28 protein-coding genes are annotated in these 25,066 nt (G+C 70.1%); 12 read left to right on the top strand and 16 right to left on the bottom strand.

Going from position 1 to position 25,066, the window contains the following annotated elements:
• Window positions 1-56: 56 nt before the first annotated feature.
• Both ACFWN2_RS05930 and ACFWN2_RS05935 read right to left on the bottom strand, forming a co-directional pair.
• Window positions 57-824 carry an SDR family NAD(P)-dependent oxidoreductase gene (locus ACFWN2_RS05930; protein WP_382425139.1) on the bottom strand — a complete coding sequence of 256 codons (768 nt, stop codon included), beginning with the start codon at window positions 822-824 and terminating at the stop codon, window positions 57-59.
• A 48-nt stretch (window positions 825-872) separates the two neighbouring features.
• Window positions 873-1,454, bottom strand: a complete 582-nt coding sequence (locus tag ACFWN2_RS05935) for a TetR/AcrR family transcriptional regulator (protein ID WP_382425140.1) — start codon at window positions 1,452-1,454, stop codon at window positions 873-875.
• A gap of 53 nt (window positions 1,455-1,507) precedes the next feature.
• On the opposite strand from ACFWN2_RS05935, the gene ACFWN2_RS05940 reads away from it, so the two are divergent.
• Both ACFWN2_RS05940 and ACFWN2_RS05945 read left to right on the top strand, forming a co-directional pair.
• Complete coding sequence (locus ACFWN2_RS05940; RefSeq protein WP_382425141.1) at window positions 1,508-2,530, top strand: alpha/beta hydrolase; 1,023 nt, start codon at window positions 1,508-1,510, stop codon at window positions 2,528-2,530.
• A complete protein-coding gene (locus ACFWN2_RS05945) occupies window positions 2,527-3,003 on the top strand; it encodes a GNAT family N-acetyltransferase (RefSeq protein WP_382425142.1) in 477 nt (158 codons plus the stop codon). Before ACFWN2_RS05940 ends, ACFWN2_RS05945 begins: the two co-directional genes overlap by 4 nt.
• On the opposite strand, the gene ACFWN2_RS05950 is transcribed toward ACFWN2_RS05945, so the two are convergent.
• Window positions 2,996-3,835 (bottom strand): helix-turn-helix transcriptional regulator, encoded by an 840-nt coding sequence (locus ACFWN2_RS05950; protein WP_382425143.1) that lies wholly within the window; start codon window positions 3,833-3,835, stop codon window positions 2,996-2,998. The two genes, ACFWN2_RS05945 and ACFWN2_RS05950, sit on opposite strands and share 8 nt — an antisense overlap.
• 100 nt (window positions 3,836-3,935) lie before the next feature.
• Between ACFWN2_RS05950 and ACFWN2_RS05955 the strand changes: the two genes are divergently transcribed.
• Window positions 3,936-4,685: an SDR family oxidoreductase gene (locus ACFWN2_RS05955; protein WP_382425144.1), complete on the top strand. Its 750-nt coding sequence runs from the start codon at window positions 3,936-3,938 to the stop codon at window positions 4,683-4,685.
• Here ACFWN2_RS05955 and ACFWN2_RS05960 read toward each other — a convergent pair.
• Genes ACFWN2_RS05960 through ACFWN2_RS05970 form a run of 3 tightly spaced genes read right to left on the bottom strand, consistent with a single transcriptional unit; the run spans window position 4,649 to window position 6,356 of the window.
• Window positions 4,649-5,575 (bottom strand): NmrA family NAD(P)-binding protein, encoded by a 927-nt coding sequence (locus ACFWN2_RS05960; protein ID WP_382425145.1) that lies wholly within the window; start codon window positions 5,573-5,575, stop codon window positions 4,649-4,651. The genes ACFWN2_RS05955 and ACFWN2_RS05960 overlap by 37 nt on opposite strands.
• A complete protein-coding gene (locus ACFWN2_RS05965; protein ID WP_382425146.1) occupies window positions 5,572-6,069 on the bottom strand; it encodes a PaaI family thioesterase in 498 nt (165 codons plus the stop codon). Before ACFWN2_RS05965 ends, ACFWN2_RS05960 begins: the two co-directional genes overlap by 4 nt.
• On the bottom strand, window positions 6,069-6,356 hold the full coding sequence (locus tag ACFWN2_RS05970) for a putative quinol monooxygenase (RefSeq protein ID WP_382425147.1): 288 nt from the start codon (window positions 6,354-6,356) through the stop codon (window positions 6,069-6,071). Before ACFWN2_RS05970 ends, ACFWN2_RS05965 begins: the two co-directional genes overlap by 1 nt.
• Window positions 6,357-6,446: 90 nt before the next feature.
• Here ACFWN2_RS05970 and ACFWN2_RS05975 point away from each other — a divergent pair, with 90 nt between their 5' ends.
• The 5 genes from ACFWN2_RS05975 to ACFWN2_RS05995 all read left to right on the top strand — a co-directional run bounded on the left by ACFWN2_RS05975 (window position 6,447) and on the right by ACFWN2_RS05995 (window position 10,129).
• Window positions 6,447-6,947: a winged helix-turn-helix transcriptional regulator gene (locus ACFWN2_RS05975; protein WP_382425148.1), complete on the top strand. Its 501-nt coding sequence runs from the start codon at window positions 6,447-6,449 to the stop codon at window positions 6,945-6,947.
• The gene (locus ACFWN2_RS05980) at window positions 6,947-7,606 is read left to right on the top strand and encodes a GNAT family N-acetyltransferase (protein ID WP_382425149.1); all 660 of its coding nucleotides are present in this window, start codon (window positions 6,947-6,949) and stop codon (window positions 7,604-7,606) included. The genes ACFWN2_RS05975 and ACFWN2_RS05980 overlap by 1 nt, the downstream gene beginning before the upstream one ends.
• 190 nt (window positions 7,607-7,796) lie before the next feature.
• Entirely contained in the window at window positions 7,797-8,915 is a 1,119-nt protein-coding gene (locus ACFWN2_RS05985; protein WP_382425150.1) for a sensor histidine kinase, read from the top strand.
• Window positions 8,912-9,571: a response regulator gene (locus tag ACFWN2_RS05990; protein ID WP_382425151.1), complete on the top strand. Its 660-nt coding sequence runs from the start codon at window positions 8,912-8,914 to the stop codon at window positions 9,569-9,571. The genes ACFWN2_RS05985 and ACFWN2_RS05990 overlap by 4 nt, the downstream gene beginning before the upstream one ends.
• Before the next feature lie 72 nt (window positions 9,572-9,643).
• A complete protein-coding gene (locus tag ACFWN2_RS05995; protein ID WP_382425152.1) occupies window positions 9,644-10,129 on the top strand; it encodes a hypothetical protein in 486 nt (161 codons plus the stop codon).
• Here the strand turns inward: ACFWN2_RS05995 and ACFWN2_RS06000 are convergent.
• Window positions 10,119-10,544 (bottom strand): pyridoxamine 5'-phosphate oxidase family protein, encoded by a 426-nt coding sequence (locus ACFWN2_RS06000; protein ID WP_382425153.1) that lies wholly within the window; start codon window positions 10,542-10,544, stop codon window positions 10,119-10,121. The two genes, ACFWN2_RS05995 and ACFWN2_RS06000, sit on opposite strands and share 11 nt — an antisense overlap.
• An 88-nt stretch (window positions 10,545-10,632) precedes the next feature.
• Here ACFWN2_RS06000 and ACFWN2_RS06005 point away from each other — a divergent pair, with 88 nt between their 5' ends.
• Entirely contained in the window at window positions 10,633-10,989 is a 357-nt protein-coding gene (locus ACFWN2_RS06005) for a 5-carboxymethyl-2-hydroxymuconate Delta-isomerase (protein WP_382425154.1), read from the top strand.
• Here the strand turns inward: ACFWN2_RS06005 and ACFWN2_RS06010 are convergent.
• From ACFWN2_RS06010 to ACFWN2_RS06040, 7 genes are all read right to left on the bottom strand, one after another.
• Window positions 10,986-11,906 (bottom strand): SDR family NAD(P)-dependent oxidoreductase, encoded by a 921-nt coding sequence (locus ACFWN2_RS06010; protein ID WP_382425155.1) that lies wholly within the window; start codon window positions 11,904-11,906, stop codon window positions 10,986-10,988. The genes ACFWN2_RS06005 and ACFWN2_RS06010 overlap by 4 nt on opposite strands.
• A gap of 18 nt (window positions 11,907-11,924) precedes the next feature.
• Window positions 11,925-12,533: a TetR family transcriptional regulator gene (locus tag ACFWN2_RS06015; RefSeq protein WP_382425156.1), complete on the bottom strand. Its 609-nt coding sequence runs from the start codon at window positions 12,531-12,533 to the stop codon at window positions 11,925-11,927.
• A gap of 51 nt (window positions 12,534-12,584) precedes the next feature.
• Complete coding sequence (locus ACFWN2_RS06020; RefSeq protein WP_382425157.1) at window positions 12,585-13,985, bottom strand: fatty acid desaturase; 1,401 nt, start codon at window positions 13,983-13,985, stop codon at window positions 12,585-12,587.
• Window positions 13,986-14,049: 64 nt separating this feature from the next.
• Entirely contained in the window at window positions 14,050-14,343 is a 294-nt protein-coding gene (locus ACFWN2_RS06025; protein WP_382425158.1) for a hypothetical protein, read from the bottom strand.
• Between the two features lie 61 nt (window positions 14,344-14,404).
• Entirely contained in the window at window positions 14,405-16,303 is a 1,899-nt protein-coding gene (locus ACFWN2_RS06030; protein ID WP_382425159.1) for a GH36-type glycosyl hydrolase domain-containing protein, read from the bottom strand.
• Between the two features lie 44 nt (window positions 16,304-16,347).
• Window positions 16,348-18,690 (bottom strand): VIT domain-containing protein, encoded by a 2,343-nt coding sequence (locus ACFWN2_RS06035; RefSeq protein WP_382425160.1) that lies wholly within the window; start codon window positions 18,688-18,690, stop codon window positions 16,348-16,350.
• Entirely contained in the window at window positions 18,687-19,409 is a 723-nt protein-coding gene (locus ACFWN2_RS06040) for a MerR family transcriptional regulator (protein WP_382425161.1), read from the bottom strand. Before ACFWN2_RS06040 ends, ACFWN2_RS06035 begins: the two co-directional genes overlap by 4 nt.
• A gap of 130 nt (window positions 19,410-19,539) precedes the next feature.
• Between ACFWN2_RS06040 and ACFWN2_RS06045 the strand changes: the two genes are divergently transcribed.
• From ACFWN2_RS06045 to ACFWN2_RS06055, 3 genes are all read left to right on the top strand, one after another.
• On the top strand, window positions 19,540-20,601 hold the full coding sequence (locus ACFWN2_RS06045) for a hypothetical protein (protein ID WP_382425162.1): 1,062 nt from the start codon (window positions 19,540-19,542) through the stop codon (window positions 20,599-20,601).
• Window positions 20,598-21,122 (top strand): GNAT family N-acetyltransferase, encoded by a 525-nt coding sequence (locus ACFWN2_RS06050; RefSeq protein ID WP_382425163.1) that lies wholly within the window; start codon window positions 20,598-20,600, stop codon window positions 21,120-21,122. The genes ACFWN2_RS06045 and ACFWN2_RS06050 overlap by 4 nt, the downstream gene beginning before the upstream one ends.
• Before the next feature lie 82 nt (window positions 21,123-21,204).
• Complete coding sequence (locus ACFWN2_RS06055; RefSeq protein ID WP_382425600.1) at window positions 21,205-22,335, top strand: BMP family protein; 1,131 nt, start codon at window positions 21,205-21,207, stop codon at window positions 22,333-22,335.
• A gap of 383 nt (window positions 22,336-22,718) precedes the next feature.
• Here the strand turns inward: ACFWN2_RS06055 and ACFWN2_RS06060 are convergent, their stop codons facing one another.
• Window positions 22,719-23,192, bottom strand: a complete 474-nt coding sequence (locus ACFWN2_RS06060; protein WP_382425164.1) for a hypothetical protein — start codon at window positions 23,190-23,192, stop codon at window positions 22,719-22,721.
• Between the two features lie 21 nt (window positions 23,193-23,213).
• Window positions 23,214-25,022: a hypothetical protein gene (locus ACFWN2_RS06065; protein ID WP_382425165.1), complete on the bottom strand. Its 1,809-nt coding sequence runs from the start codon at window positions 25,020-25,022 to the stop codon at window positions 23,214-23,216.
• Window positions 25,023-25,066 lie beyond the last annotated feature (44 nt).

Below are 25,066 nucleotides of genomic sequence, written 5' to 3' on the forward strand. Positions count from 1 at the left end.
GGCGGATAGGTGACCGGGGTCACACCTGAGTGGCGGAAAGGGCAGCCGCGGGCCCGTCAGGCGGCGACCACCGCCACCCCGGTCCGTCCGCCGTCCACGTCCAGCACGACGCCGTGCACGAACCCGGCCTCCTCCGAAGCCAGGTACACAGCCGCCGCCGCGATCGACTCCGGCGTCCCCGACCGTCCCGCCGGCGTGCCGCGCATCATCACGTCGGCCGCGGCACGGGTGCTCTCGTCCCAGTCGCCGGAGGCGATCACACCGGGCGAGATGGCGTTCACCCGTACCCCCTGCGGCCCGAACTCCGACGCCCACGCGCGGGTCAGCGTCTCCATCGCCCCCTTGCTGGTGCTGTAGACCGAGCCGCGCGGCACCCCGAGGCGGGTGATCCACGAACCCAGGTTGACGACCACGCCGCCGCCTGCGGCGATCATCGCCGGGACGAGGGCCTGCGTCAGGAAGAACGGCGCCTTCACGTTGACGCCGAAGACCCGGTCGAAGGTCTCCTCGTCGGTGGTCGGGGTGGACGACGGCGGGTAGATGCCGGCGTTGTTCACGAGGATGTCGACGCGGCCCAGCACCTCGGTCGCCTCGGCCGCGAGGGCGCGGCTCACCGAGGGGGTGCCGTCGAGGTCGGCGCGGACGAAGTCGGCCTTGCCGCCCGCGGCGCGGATCTGGGCGACGACCGACGCGCCCTTGGACGCGTCGCGGCCGGAGACGACCACGTGTGCGCCCTCCGACGCGTAGGCGACCGCGATCGCGCGGCCGATGTTGCTGGTGGAACCGGTGATGAGGGCCGTCCTGCCCTCCAGTCGCTGTGCCATGTTCTCGACGCTACGAGCGCTTTTTTGGACCTGCAAGTCCAGAAAAGTTCAGCCTCGGAGGTGTGCGATCAGGGTGTCCAGGGAGGCTTCGAGGTGGGTGACGCTGCCGGTCGACATCAGCACCAGGACGCCGCCCTGGATGCCCGCGATGAACGCCGCGGCGACGCGGTCGGCGTCCAGCGTCTCCCGCACCAGGCCGGCATCCTGCATCTCGATGATCCCCTCGCAGACGTGGGCCTGCCACCGGCCGAGCAGGGTGGTGATCACCTCGCGCGCGCCCGGTGTGTTGCCGACCTCGCCCATCAGGGTGCCGAGCGGGCAGTGGCGTCCCTGCAGGCGGTAGCGGGTGACGACGGAGTCGCGCCAGCGGTCCCAGGCGGCCCACGACGTGAGGGCGCCGAGGTGGGGTTGCTGGTCGTCGAGCACGCGAGAGGCCTCGTGGCGGGCCACGGCGAGGAAGAGTTCTTCCTTGCCGTCCGGGAAGTAGTGGAAGATCTGGCTCTTGCTGGTGCCGGTGATCGCGCGGATGTCGTCCAGCGTCACGCCCGCCGGCTCGTCGCTGCGCAGGTACGCGGCCGCGCCCTCGATGATGCGCTGCCTGGTCGCGCGCCCCTTCGTCGTCAGTGCCATTGGCCGAGAATAGGTTTTCTGGACTGGCGAGTCCACTGTGGTTGACTGGGGACATGCTGCCTTGGGAGGGACCACTCGCCGGCCGGCTCGACCGGCACACCGTCGACTCCGCGCTGCTGCGCGGCAACCCGCTCGGAGATCCGCACGAGCGCCCGCTGTGGGTGTACGTGCCGCCGGGTTACGACGAGAGCAGCGAGCGCTTCCCCACCGTCTACATGATCCAGGGCTACACGGGGCACCTGGAGATGTGGGCGAACCGCACGCCGTTCCGCCAGCCGTTCATCGAGACGGCCGACGCGGTGTTCGCGAACGGCGCGCCGGGGTGCGTCGTCGTGTACGTCGACGCGTGGACGTCCTACGGCGGGTCGCAGTTCGTCGACTCCCCCGGCACCGGGCGCTACCACTCGTACCTGTGCGACGAGATCGTGCCGTGGGTGGACGCGCACTACCGGACGATCCCGGACCGCGAGTCGCGGGCGATCGCGGGCAAGTCCTCGGGCGGGTTCGGCGCGATGATCACGCCGATGCTGCGGCCCGACCTGTTCGGCGCGTTGGCCACGCACGCCGGTGACGCGCTCTACGAACTCTGCTACCTCGCGGACTTCGGCAAGGCCGCGCGGGCGTTGCGCGGCTACGACCACGACGTCCAGAAGTGGTGGGCGGACTTCAAGTCGCGCACCGCGTTCACCCAGCCCGCGGACATGGACCTGCTCGGGATCCTCGGTGTGGCGGCGTGCTTCTCGGCCGCCGAGGACGGCACGCCCGAGTTGCCGTTCGACGCCGTCACCGGTGCGCCGAGGCCCGAGGTGTGGCAGCGCTGGCTCGACTGGGACCCGGTGCGGATGGTCGCCGGGCACGCCGACGCGGTCCGGTCGCTGCGGGCCGTGTGGATCGACGCGGGCACGAGGGACGAGTACTTCCTCGACCTGGGCGCCGAGGCGTTCCGCAAGGAGATCGCCCAGGCAGGGCTTCCCGACGACCGGGTGCACTTCGAGCTCTTCGACGCGGGCCACGGCGCGATCGACTACCGCTATCCCCTGTCCCTGGCGTGGCTCGCGACTAGGCTGGCTCGATGATCAGCCAAGTGACGTTGCGGGGCCTGGAAGACGCGGACCTGGACGTGCTGTTCGAGTTCATGCGCGATCCCGAAGCGGTGCGGATGGCCGCCTTCACCGCTGAGGACCCCGACGACCGCGAGGCGTTCGACGCGCACATGCGCAGGATCCGCGCCAATCCCGAGACCCTCAACCAGGTCGTCCTCGGTGACGGCGTGGTCGTGGGCTCCATCGCGAGCTTCGTGATGGAGGGCGACACCGAGATCACCTACTGGATCGACCGGAAGGTGTGGGGCCAGGGCGTGGCCGGGCGCGCGGTGGCGTTGCTGCTCGAACTGGTGACCACCAGGCCGTTGCACGCCCGCGCCGCCAGTGACAACGCGGGTTCGCTGTGCGTGCTGACCAGGGCGGGGTTCAAGCCGGTCGGCACCGACGTCGGTTACGCGAACGCGCGCAAGGCCGAGATCGAGGAGACGATCCTCGTCCTCAACTGACGAACGTCTCCGTGCCCAGCACGCCCAGCAGTTGGAGCTTCTCGAACGCCTCGGTGCGCGGGGGCGCCGTCAGCACCAGCAGCGCCTGCGTCTGGTCCTCGGTGAACAACGCCTGGCAGTCGACCTCGATCTCGCCGAGCTGCGGGTGCAGCAGCACCTTGTGGTCCTCGAACCGCTTGCCCACCTCGTGCCGCTCCCACAGCTCCGCGAACTCCGCGCTCTCCTTCAGCAACACGCGGACGAGCTCACCGGCACGGGACTGCGCGCCCATCGAGGCGTAGGCGGCGCGCAGGTTCGCGACCTGCGCGCGGCCCTGCTGGTCGCGGTCCTGCTCCCGGTAGACCGACCTCTCGTCCGGATCGGTGAACCAGCGGTAGATCCCGCTGCGCGCCATCCCGGTGAAGTGCGACGAGTCGCCGTAGAGCGCTTCGGCGAACCGGTTCTGCACGAGGACCTCGCCGAGGTTCGACAGGATCAGCGCGGGCGTGTCGTCCAGCCGGTCCAGCACCCGTTGCAACGCGGGTGCGACGTGCGTCGGCGTGGCGGAGCGCGCGGGGGCGTTGCGGCCGGCGATGCGGAACAGGTAGTCGCGTTCCTCCACGGTCAGCCGCAGCGCGCGAGCCAGCGCGGCCAGCATCTGCTCGCTCGGCTGCGGGCCGCGCTGCTGCTCCAGGCGCGTGTAGTAGTCCGTGGACATGGCGGCCAGCGCCGCGACCTCCTCGCGCCGCAGCCCCGGCGCCCGCCTGCGCGCGCCCACCGGCAGTCCGACGTCCTCCGGCCGCAGTTCCTCCCGGCGGCGACGGAGGAACGCCGCGAGCTCCACCCGATCCATGGGTTCCAGTATCCGTGCGTCGAGCGCGCGAACCAGGGATCGCCGATCCCCCGATAAGGGCTCTCTGCCGCGGCACCGGAGATCGGCAGAAGCTCGGTCCATGGACATCACCGGAAACACCGTCTTCATCCCCGGCGCCACCAGCGGCATCGGCCTGGCGCTCGCCCTCGCCCTGCGCGAGCGCGGCAACACCGTGATCGTGGGCGGCCGGCGCACCGAACTGCTCGACCGGATCGCCGCCGAGCACCCCGGCGTCGAGACCGTCCGCATCGACACCAACGACACCGCGAGCATCGAGGCCGCTTCCAAGGACGTCCTCACCCGCTTCCCGTCGGTCAACGTGCTGATCACGATGGCGGGCATCATGCGCGCCGAGGACTGGCACCGCCCCGAGTCGTTCCTGGAGTCCGCCGAGGGCATCGTGACGACGAACGTCCTCGGCCCGATCCGCCTGATCGCCGCGTTCGTCGAGCACTTCCAGACGCTGCCGGACGCCACGATCATGACCGTCTCGTCCGGGCTCGCCTTCACGCCGTTGACGATCACGCCGAGCTACAACGCGTCCAAGGCCTTCATCCACATGCTCAGCGAGTCGCTGCGCCTGCAGCTGGCAGACACCTCGGTGAAGGTCGTGGAGCTGGAGCCGCCGGCCGTGCAGTCCGACCTCATGCCGGGCCACAAGGAGAACGAGCACGCGATGCCGCTCGACGAGTACATCACCGAGGTCATGGGCCTCATCGAGACCCAGCCCGACGCCCGCGAGATCCAGGTCGAGCGCGTCAAGTTCCTGCGCTACGGCGAGGCGCGCGGCGACTACGACCAGGTCGTCGCCGCGCTCAACGGGCACTGAGTCCCGAGGGTCCGGGCGAAGTCACGGAACGTCAGCGGCGCGCGCCCGATCAGGCGCTCCAACGCGACGGGGTCGGCCGCCGTCGTCGAACCGTGCCGCGCGACCCGGTCGGCGACGGACGTGATGTGCCCGGCCATGTCCGCGTTGACGACGTCGTCCACTTCGGACAGTGCCACCAGCTCGCGGTGCCACTGCTCGGCGGAGACCGGCTCGAACCGGACGGGCCTGCCCAGTCGTTCGGCGAGCACGGCCGCGATGTCGTGGTGGCTCAGCTCCTCCACGCCGGGCGGGTGGCAGACCGGTCCGTCGAACCGGCCGGGGTGCAGGAGCGCGGCCACCGCGAGTTCGGCGGCGTCGCGTCCGCTGATCCAGGCGACCGGACCGTCGCCGAAGCAGTTGCGGATCACGCCCTCGTCCCGCACGGACCTGCCGTGCAGTGCGGGCACGTTCTCGTGGAACGCCGCCGCGACGCGCAGGACCAGCAGGTCGAGGCCCGCCCACTGCAGGACCTCCTCGGCGAGCCACTGGTCGCGCCCGCGGTCGCTGGGGTGGCCGGGGTGGGCCGGTCCCATGGACATCACGACCGTGCGCGGCGAGACGCCGGACTCCCTGACCGCGGCGGCGAAGTTGGCCGCCGCGCCGATCACCCCGGCGTCGATCGGGTAGGTGAAGTACGCCTGCGTGACGCCCCGCAGCGCGGGCACGATGCCGCGGCGGTCCTGGAGATCACCTATCACCACCTCGGCGCCGAGAGCTTCGAGTGACTCGGTGCGTTCGCCACGGGTGCGGGCGAGCACGCGGACGTCCCTGCCCTCTTCGCGGAGCCGTCGCACCAGGTGTGCGCCGGTGCCGCCGTGCCGGCCGGTGGCGCCGGTGACGAGGACGGTCAACTCCGTCCTCCCCGGATCAGACAGGTGCTGGTGGCGGTGGCGAGCAGGCGTCCGGCGCCGTCGACCAGGCGGGCCTCGGCGAGCGCGGTCCGTCTGCCGAGGTGGACGAGGGTGCCGACGCAGGTGACCGTGCCGGTGTCCGTCCTGATCGGACGGAGGAACCGCACGGCGAGGTCGAGGCTCGTGTACCCGGTCCCGGCGGGCAGTGCCGAGTGGACGGCACAGCCGGCCGCCGTGTCGAGCATCGTGGCGTGGATACCGCCGTGCACGGAGCCGATCGGGTTGTAGTGGAACTCCTGCGGGTCGAGCTCGAACGTGACCGAGCCCTTGTCCGCGGACACCACGCGGGCGCCGACGAGCTCGGCGACGGGCGGGGGCGGGATCTCGCCGGAGGCGATGCCGCGCAGGAACTCCAGGCCGTCGCGCTCCATCGCCAGTGCGGCGGTCTTGCGCGGGTCGGTCCACGTGACCGTCCGCGTGCGTTCGGCAGGCATCAGGCCACGGTGCCCTTCATCAGCCAGGTCGGGCCCTGGGCGTACGCGCCGGCCTCGGCGAAGAAGGCGCCGAAGTACGGGCCGCTCGCGTGGGTGTTGAACGCGTCGACGTCGGAGTAGACCTCGTTGAGGTAGAAGAGATCCGGGTTCTCCTCGTCCGCGATGACCTCGAACCGCAGCGAGCCGGGCTCGTTCGCGAGGGAGTCCTCGGCGGTCCTGCGCGCGGCCTTCACGAAGTCCTCGCGGTGGTCGGGCTCGACGGTGAACGACACCAGGAACTGGTACACGGCGACCTTCTCTCGGGGATCTGTAGTTCATTCACTGAACTAGCTGAACCGTAGCACGACGAGTTCAGTGAATGAACTACAGTGGAGGCCATGGCACTGCCCAGCACCTACGCGGACCGCAACTGCTCCCTGGCGCGAGCCCTGGAGATCGTCGGTGAGCGGTGGACGTTGCTGATCGTCCGCGACGCGTTCTTCGGCATCCGGCGGTTCGGCGACTTCGCGTCCCAACTCGGCATTCCGCGCGCGGTCCTGACCAACCGCCTGAAGTTCCTCGTGCAGGAGGACGTGCTCGAACGCGTCGGCGGCGAGTACCGGCTCACCGCGAAGGGGCTGACGCTCTGGCCCGTGCTGCGCGCGATGATGGCCTGGGGCGACGAGCACTACTCCCCCGGCGGCGCGCGCCGCACGTTCCGGCACGACGCCGACGGCGGACGGCTCGACACCGAGAACCGGTGTTCCGCCTGCGGCGAGGTGGTGTCCGTTCCGGACGTCCGCATCGAGCCCGGCCCCGGATTCGAGCCGGGCAATGCCAACCCCGACCCCGTGTCCGCCCTGCTGAACACACCGCGCCGACTCCTGGAGCCGCTGTAGTGCACCCTCTCGACGACCCCGCCCGCTCGGCCCTGACCGGACCGCACGCCGTCTTCGCTGAGCACAAGGGCAACGTGCTGCGCTACCCGTCCGACATGTCGCCCTTCATCGCGATGCCCCCGAACCCGACCGAGGCCGACTGGCTCGTCCTCGCGGCGCTGGACCCGCGTCCGACGGTGACCGGCCTCAAACCGCCGGACGGCTGGCAGGTCGAGGCGCGGCTGCCGCTGCGGCAGTACGTCGGCGACGACATCGCGGCGGCGCCGGAACCCGAGGCCGTCCGCCTGTCCACTTCGGACGTTCCGGAGATGACGGCGCTGGTGGAGCTCACGAAACCCGGCCCGTTCCTGCCCCGCACCATCGAGATGGGCACGTACCTGGGCATCCGGCGCGAAGGCCGGCTGGTCGCGATGGCCGGTGAACGACTCCACGTGCCCGGCCACACCGAGATCAGCGCCGTCTGCACGCACCCGGACGCGGCCGGGCAGGCGCTGGGCACTCGGCTGCTGCTGGCCGTCGCGCACGGCATCCGGGAGCGGGGCGAGACGCCGTTCCTGCACGTGCTCACGTCCAACACCGGGGCCATCCGGCTGTACGAGAAGCTCGGGTTCCGCCTGCGCCTGGAGACCGAACTGCTGGTGCTGAACCCCGCCCCGTGAGCTCAGCGACACCGAATGCGTTTCGGTAAAGAACAGGATTACCGGAACGCAACGATTTTCTTCTTTCTCGAACCTCGCGCGCTCATATACTGCGGTCGCAGTACTTGAAACACCTGCGCCGGTAGGACGATTTCCACTACCCCGGCAGAGATCCTGGTGAGGACGGAATCGAGCCCCGCGAGGAGCAGGAATGAGTGACTGGGCGCGGAAGAATCCGTTTCTCGTGGACGCTGCCGGCGCCGTTGTCTACTTCGCCGTGATCGTCGCGAACGGGCCGGACGTCACGCCGGCACTCGGTCTGCTGGCCGTCGTCACCGGGAGCCTGGCGGTGCGGCGCCGGTGGCCGTGGTGGACGCTGGCCGTCACGGCCGTGGGAACGGCGCCCGCGATCGTCGCGGGGGCCGACCCGGAACCGTTCCTGATCCCGCTGGCCGTGGCGGTCTGCACCGTCGCCGCGCACGTCGGGACGTGGACGCCACGGCGTGCGGTGGTGGCCGGTGTCCTCTGCGCGATCCCCGCCGTCGCGCTGATCGCGTCGTCCGGCTTCTCCGGCGAGAACCTCGGCCGGTTCACGCTGGTCGGCCTGGCCGCGGCGGTCGGTGAGGCGACGCGCACCCGACGGGCGTACACCGCCGCGATCGAGGAGAAGGCGGCACGGGTCGAGCGGTCGCGCGAGGAGGAGGCCCGGCGCCGGGTCGTCGAGGAACGCCTGCACATCGCCCGTGAACTGCACGACGTCGTGGCCCACCACATCTCGGTGATCAACGTCCAGGCCGGTGTCGCCGGGCACCTGCTGCTCGACAGGCCCCCGGCCGCGGCGGAGGCGCTGGCCCACGTGCGCCGGTCGAGCCGGGCCGTCCTGGAGGAGCTGCAAGGCCTGCTCGGGGTGCTGCGCAGGTCCGGCGAGACGGATGGACCCACCGATCCCGCACCCGGAATGGCGCGGCTGGAACCGCTGGTGGAGTCGTTCCGCGCGTCGGGACTGGAGCTCCGGTGGGCCTCCGCCGGTGAGGAACGGCCGTTGCCCGCGACCGTCGACCTGGTCGCCTACCGCGTCGTCCAGGAGGCGCTGACCAACGCCCACCGGCACGGCACCGGGCACGCGGACCTGTCGGTGACCCGCACGAAGACCGAGCTCGTGATCGAGGTCGTGAACGCCCCCGCCCGCCACCTCCGCACAGGCTCGGGGCTGGGGCTGATCGGCATGCGGGAACGGGCCAACGCCGTCGGCGGCTCGGTGCGCACGGGCGCCGGACCCGACGACCTGTTCCACGTCCACGTCAGTCTTCCTCTGGGGAAGGGCTCATGACCATCCGCGTCCTGCTCGCCGACGACCAGCCGCTCATCAGGGCCGGGTTCCACGTCCTGCTCGACTCCGCACCCGACCTGGAGGTCGTGGGCGAGGCCTCGGACGGGCTGGAAGCGCTCGACCTGCTGCGCACGACCCGTGCCGACGTGGTGGTCATGGACATCCGGATGCCCTTGCTGGACGGGCTGGAGACCACCCGCAGGATCACCTCCGACGAGAGCTTCGCGGGCGTGAAGGTCCTGGTCGTGACGACGTTCGAGATCGACGAGTACGTCGCGCGGGCCGTCGAGGCGGGTGCCAGCGGGTTCCTCGGCAAGGGCGTCGAACCGGCAGAGCTGCAGGCCGCCGTCCGCACGGTCGCCGAGGGCGACGCGTTGCTGTCCCCGAAGGCGACGAAGGCCCTGATCGACCGCTTCCTCACCCGTGGCTCGGGCGTTCCGGTCGATCCCGGCCGGCTGGACGTGCTGACCCAGCGCGAACGCGAGGTGGTCGCTTTGGCCGCGCACGGAATGTCCAACAACGAGATGGCCGAGAAGCTCGTCGTCTCACCGCTCACCGTCAAGACCCACGTCAACCGGGCGATGATGAAACTTCAGGCCAGGGACCGGGCCCAACTCGTCGTGGTCGCTTATCAGACAGGCCTTGTTCGTTTCTGATAATTCGGAAGGGGAAAGCAGATGAGTGTTTCCACCGCGTCCCGTCCTGTTTCACCGGCGAGGGACAACCAGGTGCGATGGCGACTCCCGGTCCGCCTCCGCAAAAGCGTGCTGGCCGTGCACGTCGCGTCCGCCGGGGCGTGGATCGGGATCGACGTCGTCTCGATCGTCCTCGTGCTGATCGGCTGGACGCGCACGGGCGACGGCCGCACCAGCGCGTACCAGGCGCTCGCGGACCTGTTCGTCGTCCCGCTGCTGTACTCGGCCCTGATCGCCGGGGCGGTCTGCCTACTCACCGGCGTCCTGCTCGGGCTCGCGACGAAGTGGGGCCTCGTCCGGTACTGGTGGGTCGCGGTGAAGCTCGGCCTCAACGTGCTCGCCATCGGGCTGATGCTGGCCTTCCTCGGCCCGATCACCGAGCTGTCCACCGGCGAACAACCGTTGGAGGACATCTGGTTCGTCGCGTTCCTCGCCACCACGGCCATCGCGGTGCTGTGCTTCGCGATGGTGCTGTCGGTGTTCAAGCCGTGGGGCCGGACCCGCGAGGTCAGTAGGTGAACCGGCGCACGTCCTCCGGGTGCAGGACGAGACGGACCTGGTCCGCGCCGAGGATCTCGGCGAGGTCCGCGGCACGGGCCGGGTCGTCCAGGTCCCAGTAGCGGGCCGCCAGGCGTTCGGCCAGGTCGTGCGCTCCCCCGGTCTCCACCGCGACGCGTCCGGCGACCGACACCCAGCGCTCGCGTTCTCCCACCGGGGCGGCGACGACGATCGACGCACGGGGATCGCGGCGCAGGCGGCGCACCTTGAGCGAGTTCGGGTCGGTGAACAGCTGGACGGTGCCGTCGGCGGTGGCCTCGAACCAGACCGGCCGGGGCTGTGCGGGCACCGGTCCCGCCGCGACGGACAGCAACCCGTGCAGCGGGCGTCGCAGGAACTCGATGTCGTCGGCGGTCAGCGCGGTGTCGGCGGTCATGACGTCCACTCTCCCGCAGTCGGGCGGGACGGGCACATGGCCGGGAGTCCGCGGCACCTGCCCGATCGTCCGGCGTTAGGTTGGGCTCATGCCACAGATCACCGTCGAGTACTCCGCCGAACTGACCGAGGCGTTCGACCGCCGCGGCTTCGCCCTCGCGCTGCACCGGACCGTCGGACCGCTGGTCAGCGCGGAGGTCGAGGCGTTCAAGACGCGGTTCCGGCAGATCGAGGAGTCCGTGATCGGCGACGGCTCGCCGGCCGCGATGATCCACGTCAGGGTCGGGCTCCTGACCGGCCGGTCCGCCGAGCTCAAGCAGGAGGTCGGGCGGGTGAGCGTGGAACTCGCCCGGGACCACCTCAAGCCGGTCGAGGGGCTGCCGACGCAGCTGACCCTGGAGGTGTACGACATGGACCGCGACCAGTACCAGAAGGTCGTTTTCTAGGACAGCCCTGCGGCGTCCTTGCTGTAGCGCCAGAACTCGGCGACGTCCTCGGGCTTCTCCGCGGTGGTCGGCAGCACGTGCGTCGGACGCTCGCGCCGGTCGTGCCAGAAGCGTCCGGTGCGCGGGGCGGGTTTCGTCGCGGCGAGCCAGACGATCGTGTCCGCGCCCTCCTCGGAGGTGCGTAGAAACGCCCTCGTCAGCTTGTGGAACCCCGGCAGCGAGCCGGCGACACCCGGTGTGTCGGCCCAGCCGGGGTGCATGCCGTGCACGGCGATGCCGTCGGACGCGTACCGCTCGCTCAGCAACGGGACGAGCGTGACCTGCATGCGTTTCGTGCGCGCGTAGGCGGTCGCGCCCTTGTACGTGCCCTCGCGGTACTCGGGGTCGTCGGCACGGAGGCGTTGCGTGTACATGCCGCCGGACGACACGAACACGACCCGCGGGTCCGGGGAGGCCGCGAGCACCGGGCGCAGCAGGTCGGTCAGCAGCAACGGGCCCAGCACGTGCGTGGCGAACGTCAGCTCGTGCCCGTCCGGCGTGACCGAGCGCTCCTGCGGCAGCACGCCGGCGTTGTGCACCAGGACGTCCAGGCGGTCGATCTCCGCGGCGAACCGGCGCACCGACTCGGGGCTCGACACGTCGCAGAGCCGGACCTCGACGGTGGCGCCGGGGACCGCGGCGAGGATCTCCGCCTTCGCCGCCTCGCCCTTGCGTTCGTCGCGCACCGCCAGCACGACCTCCGCGCCGAGGCGGGCCAGCCCCAGCGCCGTGGCCTTGCCGATGCCGCTGCCGGCTCCGGTCACGACGGCTCGGACGCCGCGTACGGGTTCAAGGGCTGTCCAGGTCTTCTCGCGCAGCCGGTAGCCCCACTTCGAGTAGCCGGGGACGACGAGTCGGTCCGCGATGGTGTCGAGCACGCTCACCTCTGGTGTTCGTCAGCTGTAGCGCAGCGGTTTCCTCGCGGGCTCCTCCAGCACACGTGACGCGAGCCACGCCAGGCCGTCGGCGGTGCCCGCGGGGGTGCCCGTCGGCTGGACGACGTGGCTGAGGACCGTGCGCGTCATGAGGTCGATCAGCACCTCGACCTGCTCCCCGCCCAGGCCGGTGCGGTAGGTCTCGACCCGTGCCGCGAGCACGGCCTTGACCTCGGTGAGCAGGGTCTCGGCCTGGGTGGTGAGCAGCGGGACGAGCTCGGTGTCGGCGCCGTGCGTCGCGGAGGCGATCGCGCGGACCAGGAGGTTGCCGCGGGCGAGTTCGAGGACGTCGCGGACGGCGTCGTGGATCGCCTCGACGAGGTCGCCGGGGTGGCGGTCGAACGCGGTGCCGATGGCCGTCAGGAACCGGTCGAGCTCGTGCGCGAGCATCGCGTCGGCGAGGGAGTTCTTGGAGCCGATCTCGTTGTAGACGGTCTGGCGGCTGACCCCGGCCTGCTCGGCGAGCCGCGTCATGGTGACCGCGGCCCAGCCGTCGCGGGCGGTCATCTCGATCGCCACGTCGATGATCGGCCGCCTGCCGGAGGCCGCTGCCGGAGAAGTCCCGCCCATGCGCCGATCCTAGGTCGTGTCTCGTGAGTGACGTCCGGCGCCGGAGACGATCTACGCGGACGTCACCCGGCCGGGGGCCACGAAGTCGATCTTCTCGCGCACCCCGCAGTCCGGGCAGCACCACGAGTCCGGAATGACCGCCCACGGCGTTCCGGCGGGGAAGCCCTCGCGCGGGTCGCCGATCTTCTCGTCGTAGACGTAACCGCAGCCGGGGCACATGCCGCCCGCGGTCGCGTCGCCACGGCTGTCCGCCACGACGGCCTCGCCCGTGTCCGTGCCGCCGTACCGGGCCAGGACCTTCGCGCGCCTGCCCGGCTGGATGTTGGCGCGGCCGATGTCTCCGTCGAAGTGGCCCCGCACGCGCGGGTCCATCACGCGCCGCCACAGCGGGGGCACGAGAGCGAGCAGGATCATGCCCGCGTAACCGGTCGGCAGCACCGGGGACTCGGCGAAGTCGCGCAGCGTCTGGTAGCGCCGGGTCGGGTTGGCGTGGTGGTCGCTGTGCCGCTGCAGGTGGTAAAGCAGCACGTTCGTGGCGATGTTGTTGGAGTTCCAGCTGTGGCTCGGGTCCACGCGCTCGTAGCGCCTGCGGCCCGGTGCGCCGACCATCTGCCGCAGCATCCCGTAGTGCTCCATGTAGTTCACGACCTCCAGGAGCGAGAAGCCGATCACCGCCTGGACCAGCAGGTACGGCACGATGCCGACACCGAGCCACACGATCATGGCCGCCCACAGCACGGCCGACATGAGCCACGCGTTGAGCACGTCGTTGCCCAGCCGGTACGGGTGCCGGTCGCGACGCCCGTACCGCTTGCGCTCCAGGCGCCACGCCGACCGGATCGAGCCGAAGACCGTGCGCGGCCAGAAGCGGTAGAAGCTCTCGCCCACGCGGCTGCTCGCCGGGTCCTCCGGGGTCGCGACCCGCACGTGGTGGCCGCGGTTGTGCTCGATGTAGAAGTGGCCGTAGAAGCTCTGCGCGAGCGCGATCTTCGACAGCCACCGCTCGTGGCTCTCCTTCTTGTGGCCCAGCTCGTGCGCCGTGTTGATGCCGATGCCGCCGATGCACCCGATCGACACCGCGAGGCCGATCTTGTCGACGACGCCGAGGTCGCCGCGCGCGATCAGCCAGAACGCCGCCACGAACCCGACGTACTGGATCGGCAGGAACAGGTAGGTGATCCAGCGGTAGTAGCGGTCGTTCTCCAGCCGTTCGATCACGTCGTCGGGCGGGTTGCTGCGGTCGAGACCCGCGAAGAGGTCGATCGCCGGAACGATCAGCAGGACCACGATCGGGCCGATCCAGAACCACACGCCCCAGCCCGTGGCCGCGTGCATCCCGATCGCGAGGAACGCCAGGGACGGCACGACCAGCCCCAGCAGCCACAGGTACCGCTTGCCGTCCGTCCACTGCTCGGTTGAGCCGACGGGCACCGTTGCCTTCATGTCGCTCATGCCACACTCCTCCGGGAGGTTGACAGAACGGTAGGCGATGTAAAGCCCGTTTGACAATAGAGCCCTAGTTGTAAACCCAGAGGACGCGCTCACGCCTGCGGTACGCGACGGCCACCACCGTCACGCTCACAGCCACGTCACCGAGCACGGCGTCGAGCGCCGCGGTGATGTCGTGCAGGGTCCGCTGAGGCGAGCTTCCGCGCCACACGACGACCTCGGCGTGGATCTCGTCGCCGGACGACAGCTCGACGCTGTGCACGGCCGGGTGGCACAGGACGGTCTGCTCGACGAGCGACAGCCGCTCGTCCTCGGACAGCGGCGTGCGCAACTGGACGACTCGGTGGCGGCAGCTGGACAACGGGACTCCTCGGACTGGTGCGGGTGGCGTCAGTCCGAGGAGCACGCGAGATCGGGAAATGTCACGCACGTTCACCGAATCGGGGTACAACGCCCTGCAGCCGCAGGTAGGCGAGCAACGGCTGGGAGTGGCTGTGCAGGTTCGCCACCGGGTACGCCTGCATCGCCGTGCCGAAGTCCGGCAACGCCCACGTCTCGCCGGGACGGTCGCTGCCCGGCGCGAGATAGCAGTCGGGGCCGGACACCGTGCCCGTCCACACGTCCGGATAGGCGTCCGTGTGCGCGTGCAGGGTCATGCGCCGCCACTCGTCCCACGCCAGGTCTTCGTCGTACAGAGACGCCGCCCAGACCAGTGTCATGTTGACCGAGAACCAGACCTGGCCCTGCTCGCCCTCGGGGACGGGCCAGCGGTGGCGGGCGCCCAGCGGTGACCCGGCCCGGCACGTCTCGTCGATCGTGGTGAGCAGGGCGCGCGCCTGTTCCGGCGTGGCCGCGCCGCAGAGGATCGCCCACGGCTGCACCTCCAGCCACAGGTCGTTCTCGCCGACGACGGTTCCCGGCCCGTGGGCCCGGCGGAACCAGCGGCCGTTCCACTCCCGTGCGACGAGAGTGCGGAGGTCGTCGGCCGTTCGACGTGCCTCGGACGCCGTGGTGGCGTCCCCCAGTCGTTCGGCGAGGTCCGCGTAGAGGGGAAGCACCCAGGCGGCCATCGCCGAGTTGAGCACCGACTCGCCCCGCTCGACCATCACGTCTCTGTCCACTCCGGACTCGCGGATGGCGAGGTCGTTCCAGTCCGCGTTGAGGATCCGGACGTGGCCGTGCTCCCCCACCCCGACCTCGTCGGTGAAGAACCTGAACTGGCGCCTCAGGTTCTCGGCGAGCGGAACGGGATCGGCGTGGTGGCACGGGTGGTACGGCACCGGTTCTCCGAACGCGGCCAGGTCCCCGGTCGTGGCCGCGTACTCGGCGGCGAGCCAGAGCGCCCACAGGTTCTGGTCGGACGGGCGGAACAGCTGCGTCCACGGCTGTTTGCGGCCGTCGAGCGCGTACGGGAGGTCGCCGTCCGGGCTGCCCCACGCGCACGTGTTGCGCAGCACCGACAGCGCGAGGTCCGGTTCGAGGTGCACGAGCGGTAGGGCGTGCTGCAGCGGATCCCTTGCGGCGCCGTTGAAACCGTGCCGGAACGAGTACGCGGAGCCCTGGTTCAGCGTGTGGCCGCCGAGCACTCCGTCCACGCAGGCACCGCCGGTCAGAAGTGCGGTGTGCCAACGGATCTCGTCCGGCGCGGACGGGAGCCTCTTGTTCAGGCCGGCCAGGCTGGACTCGTACACCGCCTCGGGATCGACGGGTTCGTCGAGCAGCCCGAACCGGAACCACGCGGTCGTCCGCTCCCCCGGACGCAGGTCCAGTGCGACCTCGACGGTCAACGGGCCGGTGGTGGTCTCCACCCGCTCGCCCCCGACGTTCTCCAGCGCCACGACGGGTGGGTCCGGTGGTGGATCGCCGCGGTTCGGGCCGAACTCCAGGTTCACCTCCCGCGGCCGCACCGCCCACTCCTCGGTGAGCACCCCGTGCAGCGCGCTGTCGCCCCGGTTCACCACGTCGACCCTGATCAGCACCCAGGGCGCGTCGCCTTCGGGGCACAGCACCGTGCGTTCGAGGTCGCCCACCGCGAGCCGGACGAAGGTCGGGCCGAACAGCTTCACGGGAGCCGTGTCCGTCGACAGCGCGCCGAAACGGCCGACCCCGGTGCGTTCGGCGAGCCACCGGCACCCGAGATGCTCGTCCCACACGCCGAAGAGCCCGTCGCTGTCGGCGGCCAGGGTGATCCGGCGGTTGCCCACGTGCACCCGATGGGTCGACGACGGCGGGTCGATGACCGGGTCCCACGGCCGAGGGCCCGCCCGGTACTCGAACGCGGGCAGGCCCTCGACTGTCGTCCACTCACCGAACGCGCTCATGAGGAAAGCGTTGCGGCACAACCCTCAGACGGGCAATCGTCCGATCAGCGCCAGAACCGCTTGCGACGCTCCGGCTCGGCGGGCTTGTCCGCGGCCTTGCCCGTCACGAACTCCCGCAGAACCTCCAGCGCCCGTGCCCACAGCTTGTCCACGTCGCCTCCGGCTGTGATCTCCGCGACCAGGCCGTGCACCGGCGCGTACGCGGGGCCCTGCCTACCGGCGATCAGCGTGCCGAGCCTGCTGGCCAGGTCGGCGAGCAGGTCGCGGCGCTCCCACGCGGGCAGTGCCGCGTCCTGCTCCAGGCGCTTCACCTCGCGTTCGACGACCTCGTGCAGGTCAGCCGGGTCGCTGGTCGGCAGCGGAACCGGCATGGACATGGGCCCTGAACCCCGCATCCGCTTGGGAGCCGCGGCCATCGGCGCGGGCGGAGGCACCGGCATGGCCGCGTCGAACGAGGCGGGCGCACCGGCGAACATCCCCGGCGCGGCGAGCGAACGCGCCCCGCCGGCGAAGCTCGGTGCCGGCATCGGGGCGCCCGGTGCCCGCATCTCCCAGCCCGCGGGCTGTTCGACCGGCTGCACCACGCGGTGCACGGTGCCGTCCGACACGACCCGTTCGTCCACCGCCACGAACGCGGTGAACCGGCACAGCACGCCGAACTTCAGCGACGTCTCCACGATCGTCGACTCCAGCGACCGGTCACCGACGGCGTACCTGTCCTCCAGGTCGCGCAGCGCGGCGCGCGCCCACTGAGCCCGGACGGCGGGCGACGTGTGCTGCTGGACGGCCACCGTCTCGTGCCAGTCCGCCCCGTCGCGGGTCCGTCCGCGCACGCTGAACTCCTGCGGCGCGGCACCGCTGTACCGGCCGAACGCGACCAGCGGCACACCCGGATAGATCGCCGTGGGCTGCTTCGGCAGGTCGGACGCCGGCTCCAGCACCACGTCGGTGACGACGGGCGCCCCGATCCGCCGCTGGATGTGGGTCATCGCCTCGTCCAGCCGGTCCTCGCTCTCGACCAGTTCGCACCGGCCGGCCCCGGCGGCGGCGAGCCTGCCGAGGAAGCCCGCGTTGACGGCCGTGTCGATGCCGACGGCGTGCACGCGGGTCCGGTTGATCATCGGCGAGATGTCGCGCAGCACCTGGTCCTCGTTGCCGACCTGGCCGTCCGTGACGAGCACGAGCACGGGGTCGCGCTCCGATCGCGCGTCGGCCAGCAGCCCCAGCCCCTGCCGCAACGGCTCGTAGAACTCGGTGCCGCCACGCGCCTGCATGGCAGCGAGGTGCTCGACGGCGCGGAAGCGGTGGCGGTCGGTGGCCGTGACGAGGCCGGAGCCGAGCGTGTCAGGACGTTCCAGCCGGTCGTCGAAGCTGATCACGGAGAACGTGTCGTCCGACGTCAGCGTGTCGACGATGCGGGCGGCCGCGCGCCGGGCGGCGACCATCTTCCAGCCCGACATGCTGCCGGACCGGTCGAGCAGCAGCACGACGTCACGCGGGCGGACCGGCGTCTCGGACTCGGGCGGCAGGACGGTGAGCTGGTAGGTGCCCTCACCGCTGTCGTCCTCGTCCGGCACGCACACGACCGCGGAGCTGTTGCCCTGGTACTGCAGGCGGAGCACGAAGTCGCGGTCGACCCGCTCACCGGGCGTCACCGTGACGGTGTTGCCCTCGGTGACGACGGTGTGCAGGCTCGACCGCACCTCGCCCAGCTCCAGTCCGGCGGGGTCGATCTCCACGCCGATGCCGAGCCGCACGGGGTTCGGGAAGCCCGGCAGCAGCACCGGGGGCGTGATCCGGGAGGCGTCCGGGACCACGTCCGTGTCCTGCGCGTGCCCGTCACCGACGGACGGCCCCGGCAGCGGCGAACCCGGCACGTACCTCGGCGCCACGACCAGCGGGAACCGGAAGGTCGCCGCGCCGTCCTCGAACACCAGCGGTCCCACCAGCGTCAGCTCGACGCTCACCCGCTCGCCCGCCGGGATGTTGCCGACGCGCATGGTGAAGACGTCGGGCCGTTCCTCCTCCACGATGGACGCCCGCTTACCGGCCGCGATCGCGTCGTCGTAGGTCTGACGGGCCTGGGCGCGCTCCTGCAGATCGGCTTCGACGGTCCGATCGCCGGCGGTCATCTTCATGCCGGTCACGGCGGCGCGGTCCGGCAAGGGGAACACGTAGGTCGCTTCGAGCGCGGTGTCGTGGGTGTTGACGAACCCGGCCGTCAGCACGACGCGGCCCACCAGCCCGGTGACCACCGCTCTCACGTCGAGGGCCTCCAGCGGCAGGTTGCCCTGTTCGGTGCGCAGCGCGCCGACACCCGCGTCCTCGGTCGTCCTGCCGATGCGGTCGGCTTCAGCGGCCTTCATCGGGGCGACGGAGATGGTCATGACGGTTCCCTTTCGTTGAGCAGGCCACGGGTTTGGAGCAGGTCGAGCAGTGGCCGGGCGGCGGCGGCGATCTCCGCGCGGTCGGCGGCGGTCGGCGTGCCCGGGATCAGGAGGACGGCGCCTCCGGGGAGGGCGACACCGTTGAGCGCGAACGCCTCGGGGGGCGCGGGTGGAGTCGGGGCAGCGGGTGGTGCGGCGGGTGATGCGGGTGAGGTGCCGGACAGCGCGGGCGGGGCAGTAGGCGCAGCCCCCGCCGCTGCCGGCAGCGCGCCGGCGGGCGGCGAGGCCGCCCCTGCCGGTGGCAAGATCGGTGCGCCAGCGGACGCCCCGGTCGGTGGTGCGGCCGGCGCCGCCCAGAACCTCGGCCGGACCTCCTCCGGCGGCGGTGCGTCACCGCTGTCCACCAGCAGGTGCTCCGGCACGCGGGCGATGGCCGCCAGCGTCGTGTCGGTGGCGCCCGTGAGCTCGGCTTGGATGTCGGCCAGCGTCCTCCCCTGCGACTGAAGTCTCTTCACCGCCACCAGCTGGAGCAGGTGACGCCTCTCGTACAACGCCGAACGGCCGCGCATCGCCGACGGCCTGTCGACCAGGCCCGTCGTCGCGTACCAGCGGACGGCCCGCTTGTCGGGCACGTCGCGCACCCGACCGTTGGGCGCGCCCGAGTACTCCGCCGTCAGTGCGGCGGAGACGCGGTCCAGCAACTCGTCGAGCGTCCACACCCCACAATAGTGACACTGCAACCGTGACAGTGTCAATGTCCAAAACCTGATGATGTTCACGCCCAGTAGCCGGGTAGGGTCCAGCCGTCCGCGTGCCCCTGCAAGCCCCCTATGAGGACGGAGAGCACGAGTGACCACGGACGAGGCCGGCACCCTGACCGGCCACGACGCTGCTTTATCCCGCTTGAGGACGCAGAAGGCGAAGATTCAGTACGCGCTGGAGCACCTGCCGCGCGGATGTTCGGTGGAGGACGTCCGCCGCTGGCTGAGCAAGCAGGGCCAGACCGTGCCGACGCGGCCCTACGCCACGCCGATCGTGAACGAGTGGCGCGCCCGCAACGGCGTGACGGACACGAGCGGTCACATCCCGCTGACGCCGGAACTGATCGCGCAGCTGGACGAGGCGGAGAACCGCTCCCCCGCGTCCGTCGACAGCGGGCCCGCTGACACCGAGCCCGTCGACGCCAGGCTCGCTCACATCGAGCCCGCCCACACCAGGCCCTCCGACACCGAGCCGGCCGACAGCAAGCCCGCGGGCGCCAAGGGTTTCTACGCCGTCGCGCTCATGAGCATCGGTGTCAGCGTCGACACCTCGTGGCGGTTCTTCGAGCAGCGCCTGGGCATCACCGACGTCGTGGAGCGGGTCGTCCTGTTCTCCGTGATGGAGGCCGCGCTGGTCGCGTGCGGCTGGGCGATGCGCGGCGGGGTGCGCCAGAACGGCCGCCCCGGTCCGGCCCGCCTGGTCGCGTGGGCGCTGACCGCGTTCGCCGCGTTCGCGGCCTTCAGCCTGTCCGGCCCGGTCGCCGGCACCGCCCGCGTCCTGCTCGGACCGGTCCTCGGCCTGGTCATGCTGCACCTCGCGCTGGGCATCGAGATCCGCGCGTCCCGCCAGCGCACCACGACGTGGGCGCGCATCGGCCGTGAGCTGCGCGAGCGCATGTTGTCGTTGCTGGGTCTGGGAGACGACGGCCGCGACGCCCTGGCGCGCACGCGTGACAAGGCGGCGTTGCGGGCCGCGAAGCTCGCGATCGCGAGCCCGTGGACGCCTCGCCGGAAGGCACGGCTGCGCAAGGCGCTGCACGCGTCGCACGTCGCGCACGATCCCGTGCAGCGAGACCGGATGCTGCGCGAGCTCGGAGTGCTCCAGCACGCCGACGAGCTGGCCAAGACCACCCAGCCGTCGCCGTGGTGACGCCGGTCCTGATCTCCGACACCGGGCTCGCCGGGGAGATCGCCCAGCTGATCAACCGCGTGTACGCCGACGCCGAGAAGGGCATCTGGCTGGAGGGCAACAGCCGGACCACCGAGGCCGAGGTGGCGGACCTCGTCGCCGCCGGCGAGATCGCGGTGGTCCGGTCGAACGGCCGTGTCGTGGGTTCCGTGCGCGTTCATCAGCTCGAAGACGGCGCGGGCGAGTTCGGCATGCTGGTCGCGGCGCCCGAGGAACGCGGCACCGGCATCGGCAGGGACCTGGTGACGTTCGCCGAGGACTGGGGCCGTTCGCTCGGCGCGGCGGAGATGCAGCTGGAGCTCCTGGTCCCGCAGGAGTGGAGCCATCCGGTCAAGGAGTTCCTGCGCGGCTGGTACACCCGCATCGGCTATCGCGTCGTGCGCACCGACAAGCTGGAAAGCGCCTATCCGTTCCTGGTGCCGCACCTCGCCTGCCCGTGCGACTTCCTCGTTTTCCGCAAGGATCTCGATCCCAATAGGTGAACTCTCAACCGGTTCGATCGGAGCGGAAGGTACCGTCCGCCTCCACAAGCCGAGTTAGAGGAGACGAACCGTGCGTCGTCGTATGCGTGGCACCGCCGTGGCCGCGATCGCGCTGACCAGCCTCATGGTGGTGAGCGCCTGCGCGAAGGACTCCGGTGGTGGCAACACCTCCACCCCTTCGGGCAACGCCTGCGAGTTCTCCACGCCGCCCACCGCGTCCGCCTCGTCGAGCACCAGCGCCGCCGCCGACGGCAAGAAGGTCGACGGCAGCGCGCTGAAGATCGGTCTGGCCTACGACATCGGCGGCCGCGGTGACGCGTCGTTCAACGACCTCGCCGCCGCCGGGTTCGACAAGGCCATCACGGACATGGGCGTGAAGAAGGAGAACACCCGCGAGCTCTCCGCCGCCCCGAACGAGGACGAGACCGCGAAGCAGACGCGCCTGCGCCAGCTCGCGTCCGAGGGCTTCAACCCGATCGTCGGCGTCGGCTTCGCCTACACCGAGTCGCTCAAGGTGGTCGCGCCGGAGTTCCCGAACGTCAAGTTCGGCCTGGTCGACTCCGCCGTCGACGGTGTCACCAACGTGACGCCGCTGGTCTTCGCCGAGCAGGAGGGCGCGTTCCTCGCGGGCGTCGTCGCGGCGTACCAGAGCAAGAACTGCCACGTGGGCTTCGTCGGAGGCGTGGACATCCCGCTGATCCAGAAGTTCGAGGCGGGCTACAACCAGGGCGCGCAGACCGCGGCGCCCAAGGTGAAGATCGACAAGAAGTACATCACCCCGGCAGGCGACTTCACCGGCTTCCAGGACCCGCCCAAGGGCCAGGAGGCCGCGAAGGGCCTGATCGACAAGGGCGCCGACGTCCTCTACCCGGCCGCGGGCGCGTCCGGCATCGGCGTGTTCGCCGCGGTGAAGGAGGCGGGCGTGCTCGGCATCGGCTGCGACGCCGACCAGTACAACCAGCCCGCGCTCGCCGCCAACCGCGACGTCATCGTGGCGTCCAGCCTCAAGCGCGTGGACGTGGCCGTCTACGACTTCTTCCACGCGGCCGCCGCGAACGACCTCGCGTCGCTGCCGAAGGTGTTCGACCTCAAGTCGGACGGCATGGGGTACGCGACGTCGGGCGGCAAGATCGACGCGAAGCTGCAGGGGATCCTTGAGGCCTACAAGGCTCAGATCATCGAGGGCAAGATCAAGGTCGCGGACAAGATCTAGACGTGACCAGTCGGGGTGTGGCCGGTGAGATCCCACCGGCCACACCCCGTTCTCGTTCGACAGCAACGGATCCGACTCACCCCACGGCCTGCCGCCGAACGGGCGAACCGCCGACCACGAAGATCCACTCGATAGATTGATCTTCGTGCTCTCCCGTGACCGGCTGCGCGTCCTGGTCGACGCTCCGTGGTTCAAATATGACATCCTGACCGGGCTGACCTGCGAAAATAAAACTCTTGCAGGTCAGCCCGGGTCCGTTTGGCTACGTTGAGGACCGTTGGGGCACGTTCAACGCACAGTTCTGCTCCCCAATCGCTGCCGACGTGTGCTCCCAATGCGGTCGGGCCTCGTGGCCTGCGTTGTGCAGTGTGGTCGAGACGGCACTACTTCGAGCTGCCCAAGACCAGTGCCGTCTCGGAGAAAATCTCCTCCACGGGTTCGTCGTCAGAGATACGCCCGAAGTGGTCCTGCGCTCGTTCCAGCGAACGCTCACACGCACTGCGCTCGCCCACCATCGCGCGTGCTTCAGCAGCGTGCAGTTCCGCCAGCCCCGTCAGCGCGCAACCGACGCACACGGTCGTAGTCGCGCACGCCAAGATCTCAGCCGAACGCCACGCCCACCGCGCGGAGTACGCCCGCTTCGTCAACTCCAAGCAGCTGACCTGGTACGAGAACGGCGATGACGGCGGAGAGGCCGGCCGGGTCGACATGGAGGTGGTACCGCTGCCATCGCCTACCTGTGCGGGCCGATCCCGTTCATGCGCGACATGCGGGCCGGTCTCCTGCGCCGCGACGTTCATACCGACGACATCAAGTACGAGGTCTTCGGCCCCGGAATGCTCGAGCGGTGAAATCACCCGCAGGCTTGCGCATGATCCTCATCTTGGCATGACGAACGCTGCGTGGAGTGGACGAGTGCGTCCACTGCTGGTGAACCTGTGCTCCAACGCCCAGCTGCTCAGCCGTTTTGTTGCTCGGTCCGGATGCCGCTCCAACATGGCGAGGAGCCGCCTCGTGTTCTCCGGCTCAGCGTGTGCGGTCACCATGAGCATGTATGCGGCGGCCCGAGCAGCCATGTAGGTCTTCTCGCCGTGGCCGGTGAGCTCGAACAGCTCCGGCAGGACCGGATCGATCGCTTGCCGCAGAGCGATGGCCTGCCGCTCTGCCCCCGGCGCGCCGAAGCAGTCGCCGATGGCGAACATCGCCGCATGCAGCTCCGAGGTCGAGGTACGCGCGGGCTTGGACTTGAACCGTCGCCACGACTGGTCGAAGGCGTGACCGAGGATCAACTGCACCATGGAGCTGCGTTCCTGCAGCATGCCGAACGCGAACAAGGCACGGCAGCGCAACCATGCCTCTGAGTCCTCGTGCTCCAGCACATGCTCCAAGGCCTCCGTCACCGGCGCAGCCATGCCAGCCGCGAGCAAGGTGTCAATGACGTTGCGCCGATGCACACCGGCGTTCTGCAACAAGCTGTGCTCGAAGAGCACACAAGTCGACTCGATCGGCGGGAAGTCGCGCTTCATGGTCTTGCCGTCGATCCGTGGATCGACGCGGAGCTGTGCGGTTGCCTCAGCAACAACCCCGACACACGGGTTGTCAACGCCCGACCACGTCTGGCACACCGGGATCCCCTCCTCGGTCAGGTACCTGAGTGTGCCCGCGACCCACGCCATACCAGGCACCGGATCGTCGCAGTGGCCGGCTTCCAGGGTGAACTCGCGCACGAGCTCGGACATCGTCGACCGCAGCTCGACACTCGGCGATGCCTCATCTCGGAACGCACGTTCCCACAAACCGTGTGCCGCGGTTCCCCGTTCACGCACGACTGCGCGTTCGTTCCTGGCTCTGGCCAGCAGCACAGGACGAACCCAGTCCCTTCGGGCAGTCCAGGCCGGTGGAACCGCGATCGCGGCTTCGAGATCGAGCGACCGCGCAGGGAAGACGCTCATCTCTCTCAGTTGCTCGGCTTCACCCAGGTGGGCGCGCACCCAGGTGCTGATCGTGACGGGATCCTCGCGTGCGTCCTGCATCGCGATCACCGCGGTGATCGCACGCCAGACCCGGAAACCCAGCGGCATGTTCCTGAGAATGTCGTCCAACCAACTCTGCATCCGGTCGAACGCGTGACCAGCGATGCTTCCGAGTAGCAGCAACGCCTCGACGTTGCGCGGTGTGGGTGGCTGGGCCCCGATCATGATCAGCCGCTCCACGATCTCCTTGAACCGGGCCGTGTCGTCGAACGCCTGGGACGAGTTGCGGAACATGTCGAGTAGCTGCGACCCCTGCATGAGCACGCCGTACTCGTCAGGAGGTGAGGTGTTGAGAAGGTCCCACGCCCAAGACTGCGGTGGTACCGGCAACACTTCCTGCACCGGCGCCTTCTCCGACCTCAGCCGCAGTGCCAGGGAGGACAACCCGCCGTTCACCGAGTTCTGCAGGTCGAGCTTGATCATCTCCCGGTCGAGCTTGAGCAACTCGTCACCGGCCAAACCCTCGTTGAGCTTCTTCGTGAATGTCGCGTCGTCTGGAATTCCGATCTGTACGCCGATCCGCCCCTGAGTAACTCTGCCCTCCTCTTTCAGCCGCCTCATCAGTGCTTGCGTTGCGTAACCGATCAGGTGCTCCGAGCTAGTGACGTCCAGCTTTCGTTCGTCTTTTGAAATTTGACCAACTTCTTTCGGCATCTTTCCCCAAAACCTTTGGAAATCGATCAACAGACCGGTTGTCA

This window comes from Lentzea sp. NPDC058436, assembly GCF_042721515.1.
Lineage (GTDB): Bacteria > Actinomycetota > Actinomycetes > Mycobacteriales > Pseudonocardiaceae > Lentzea.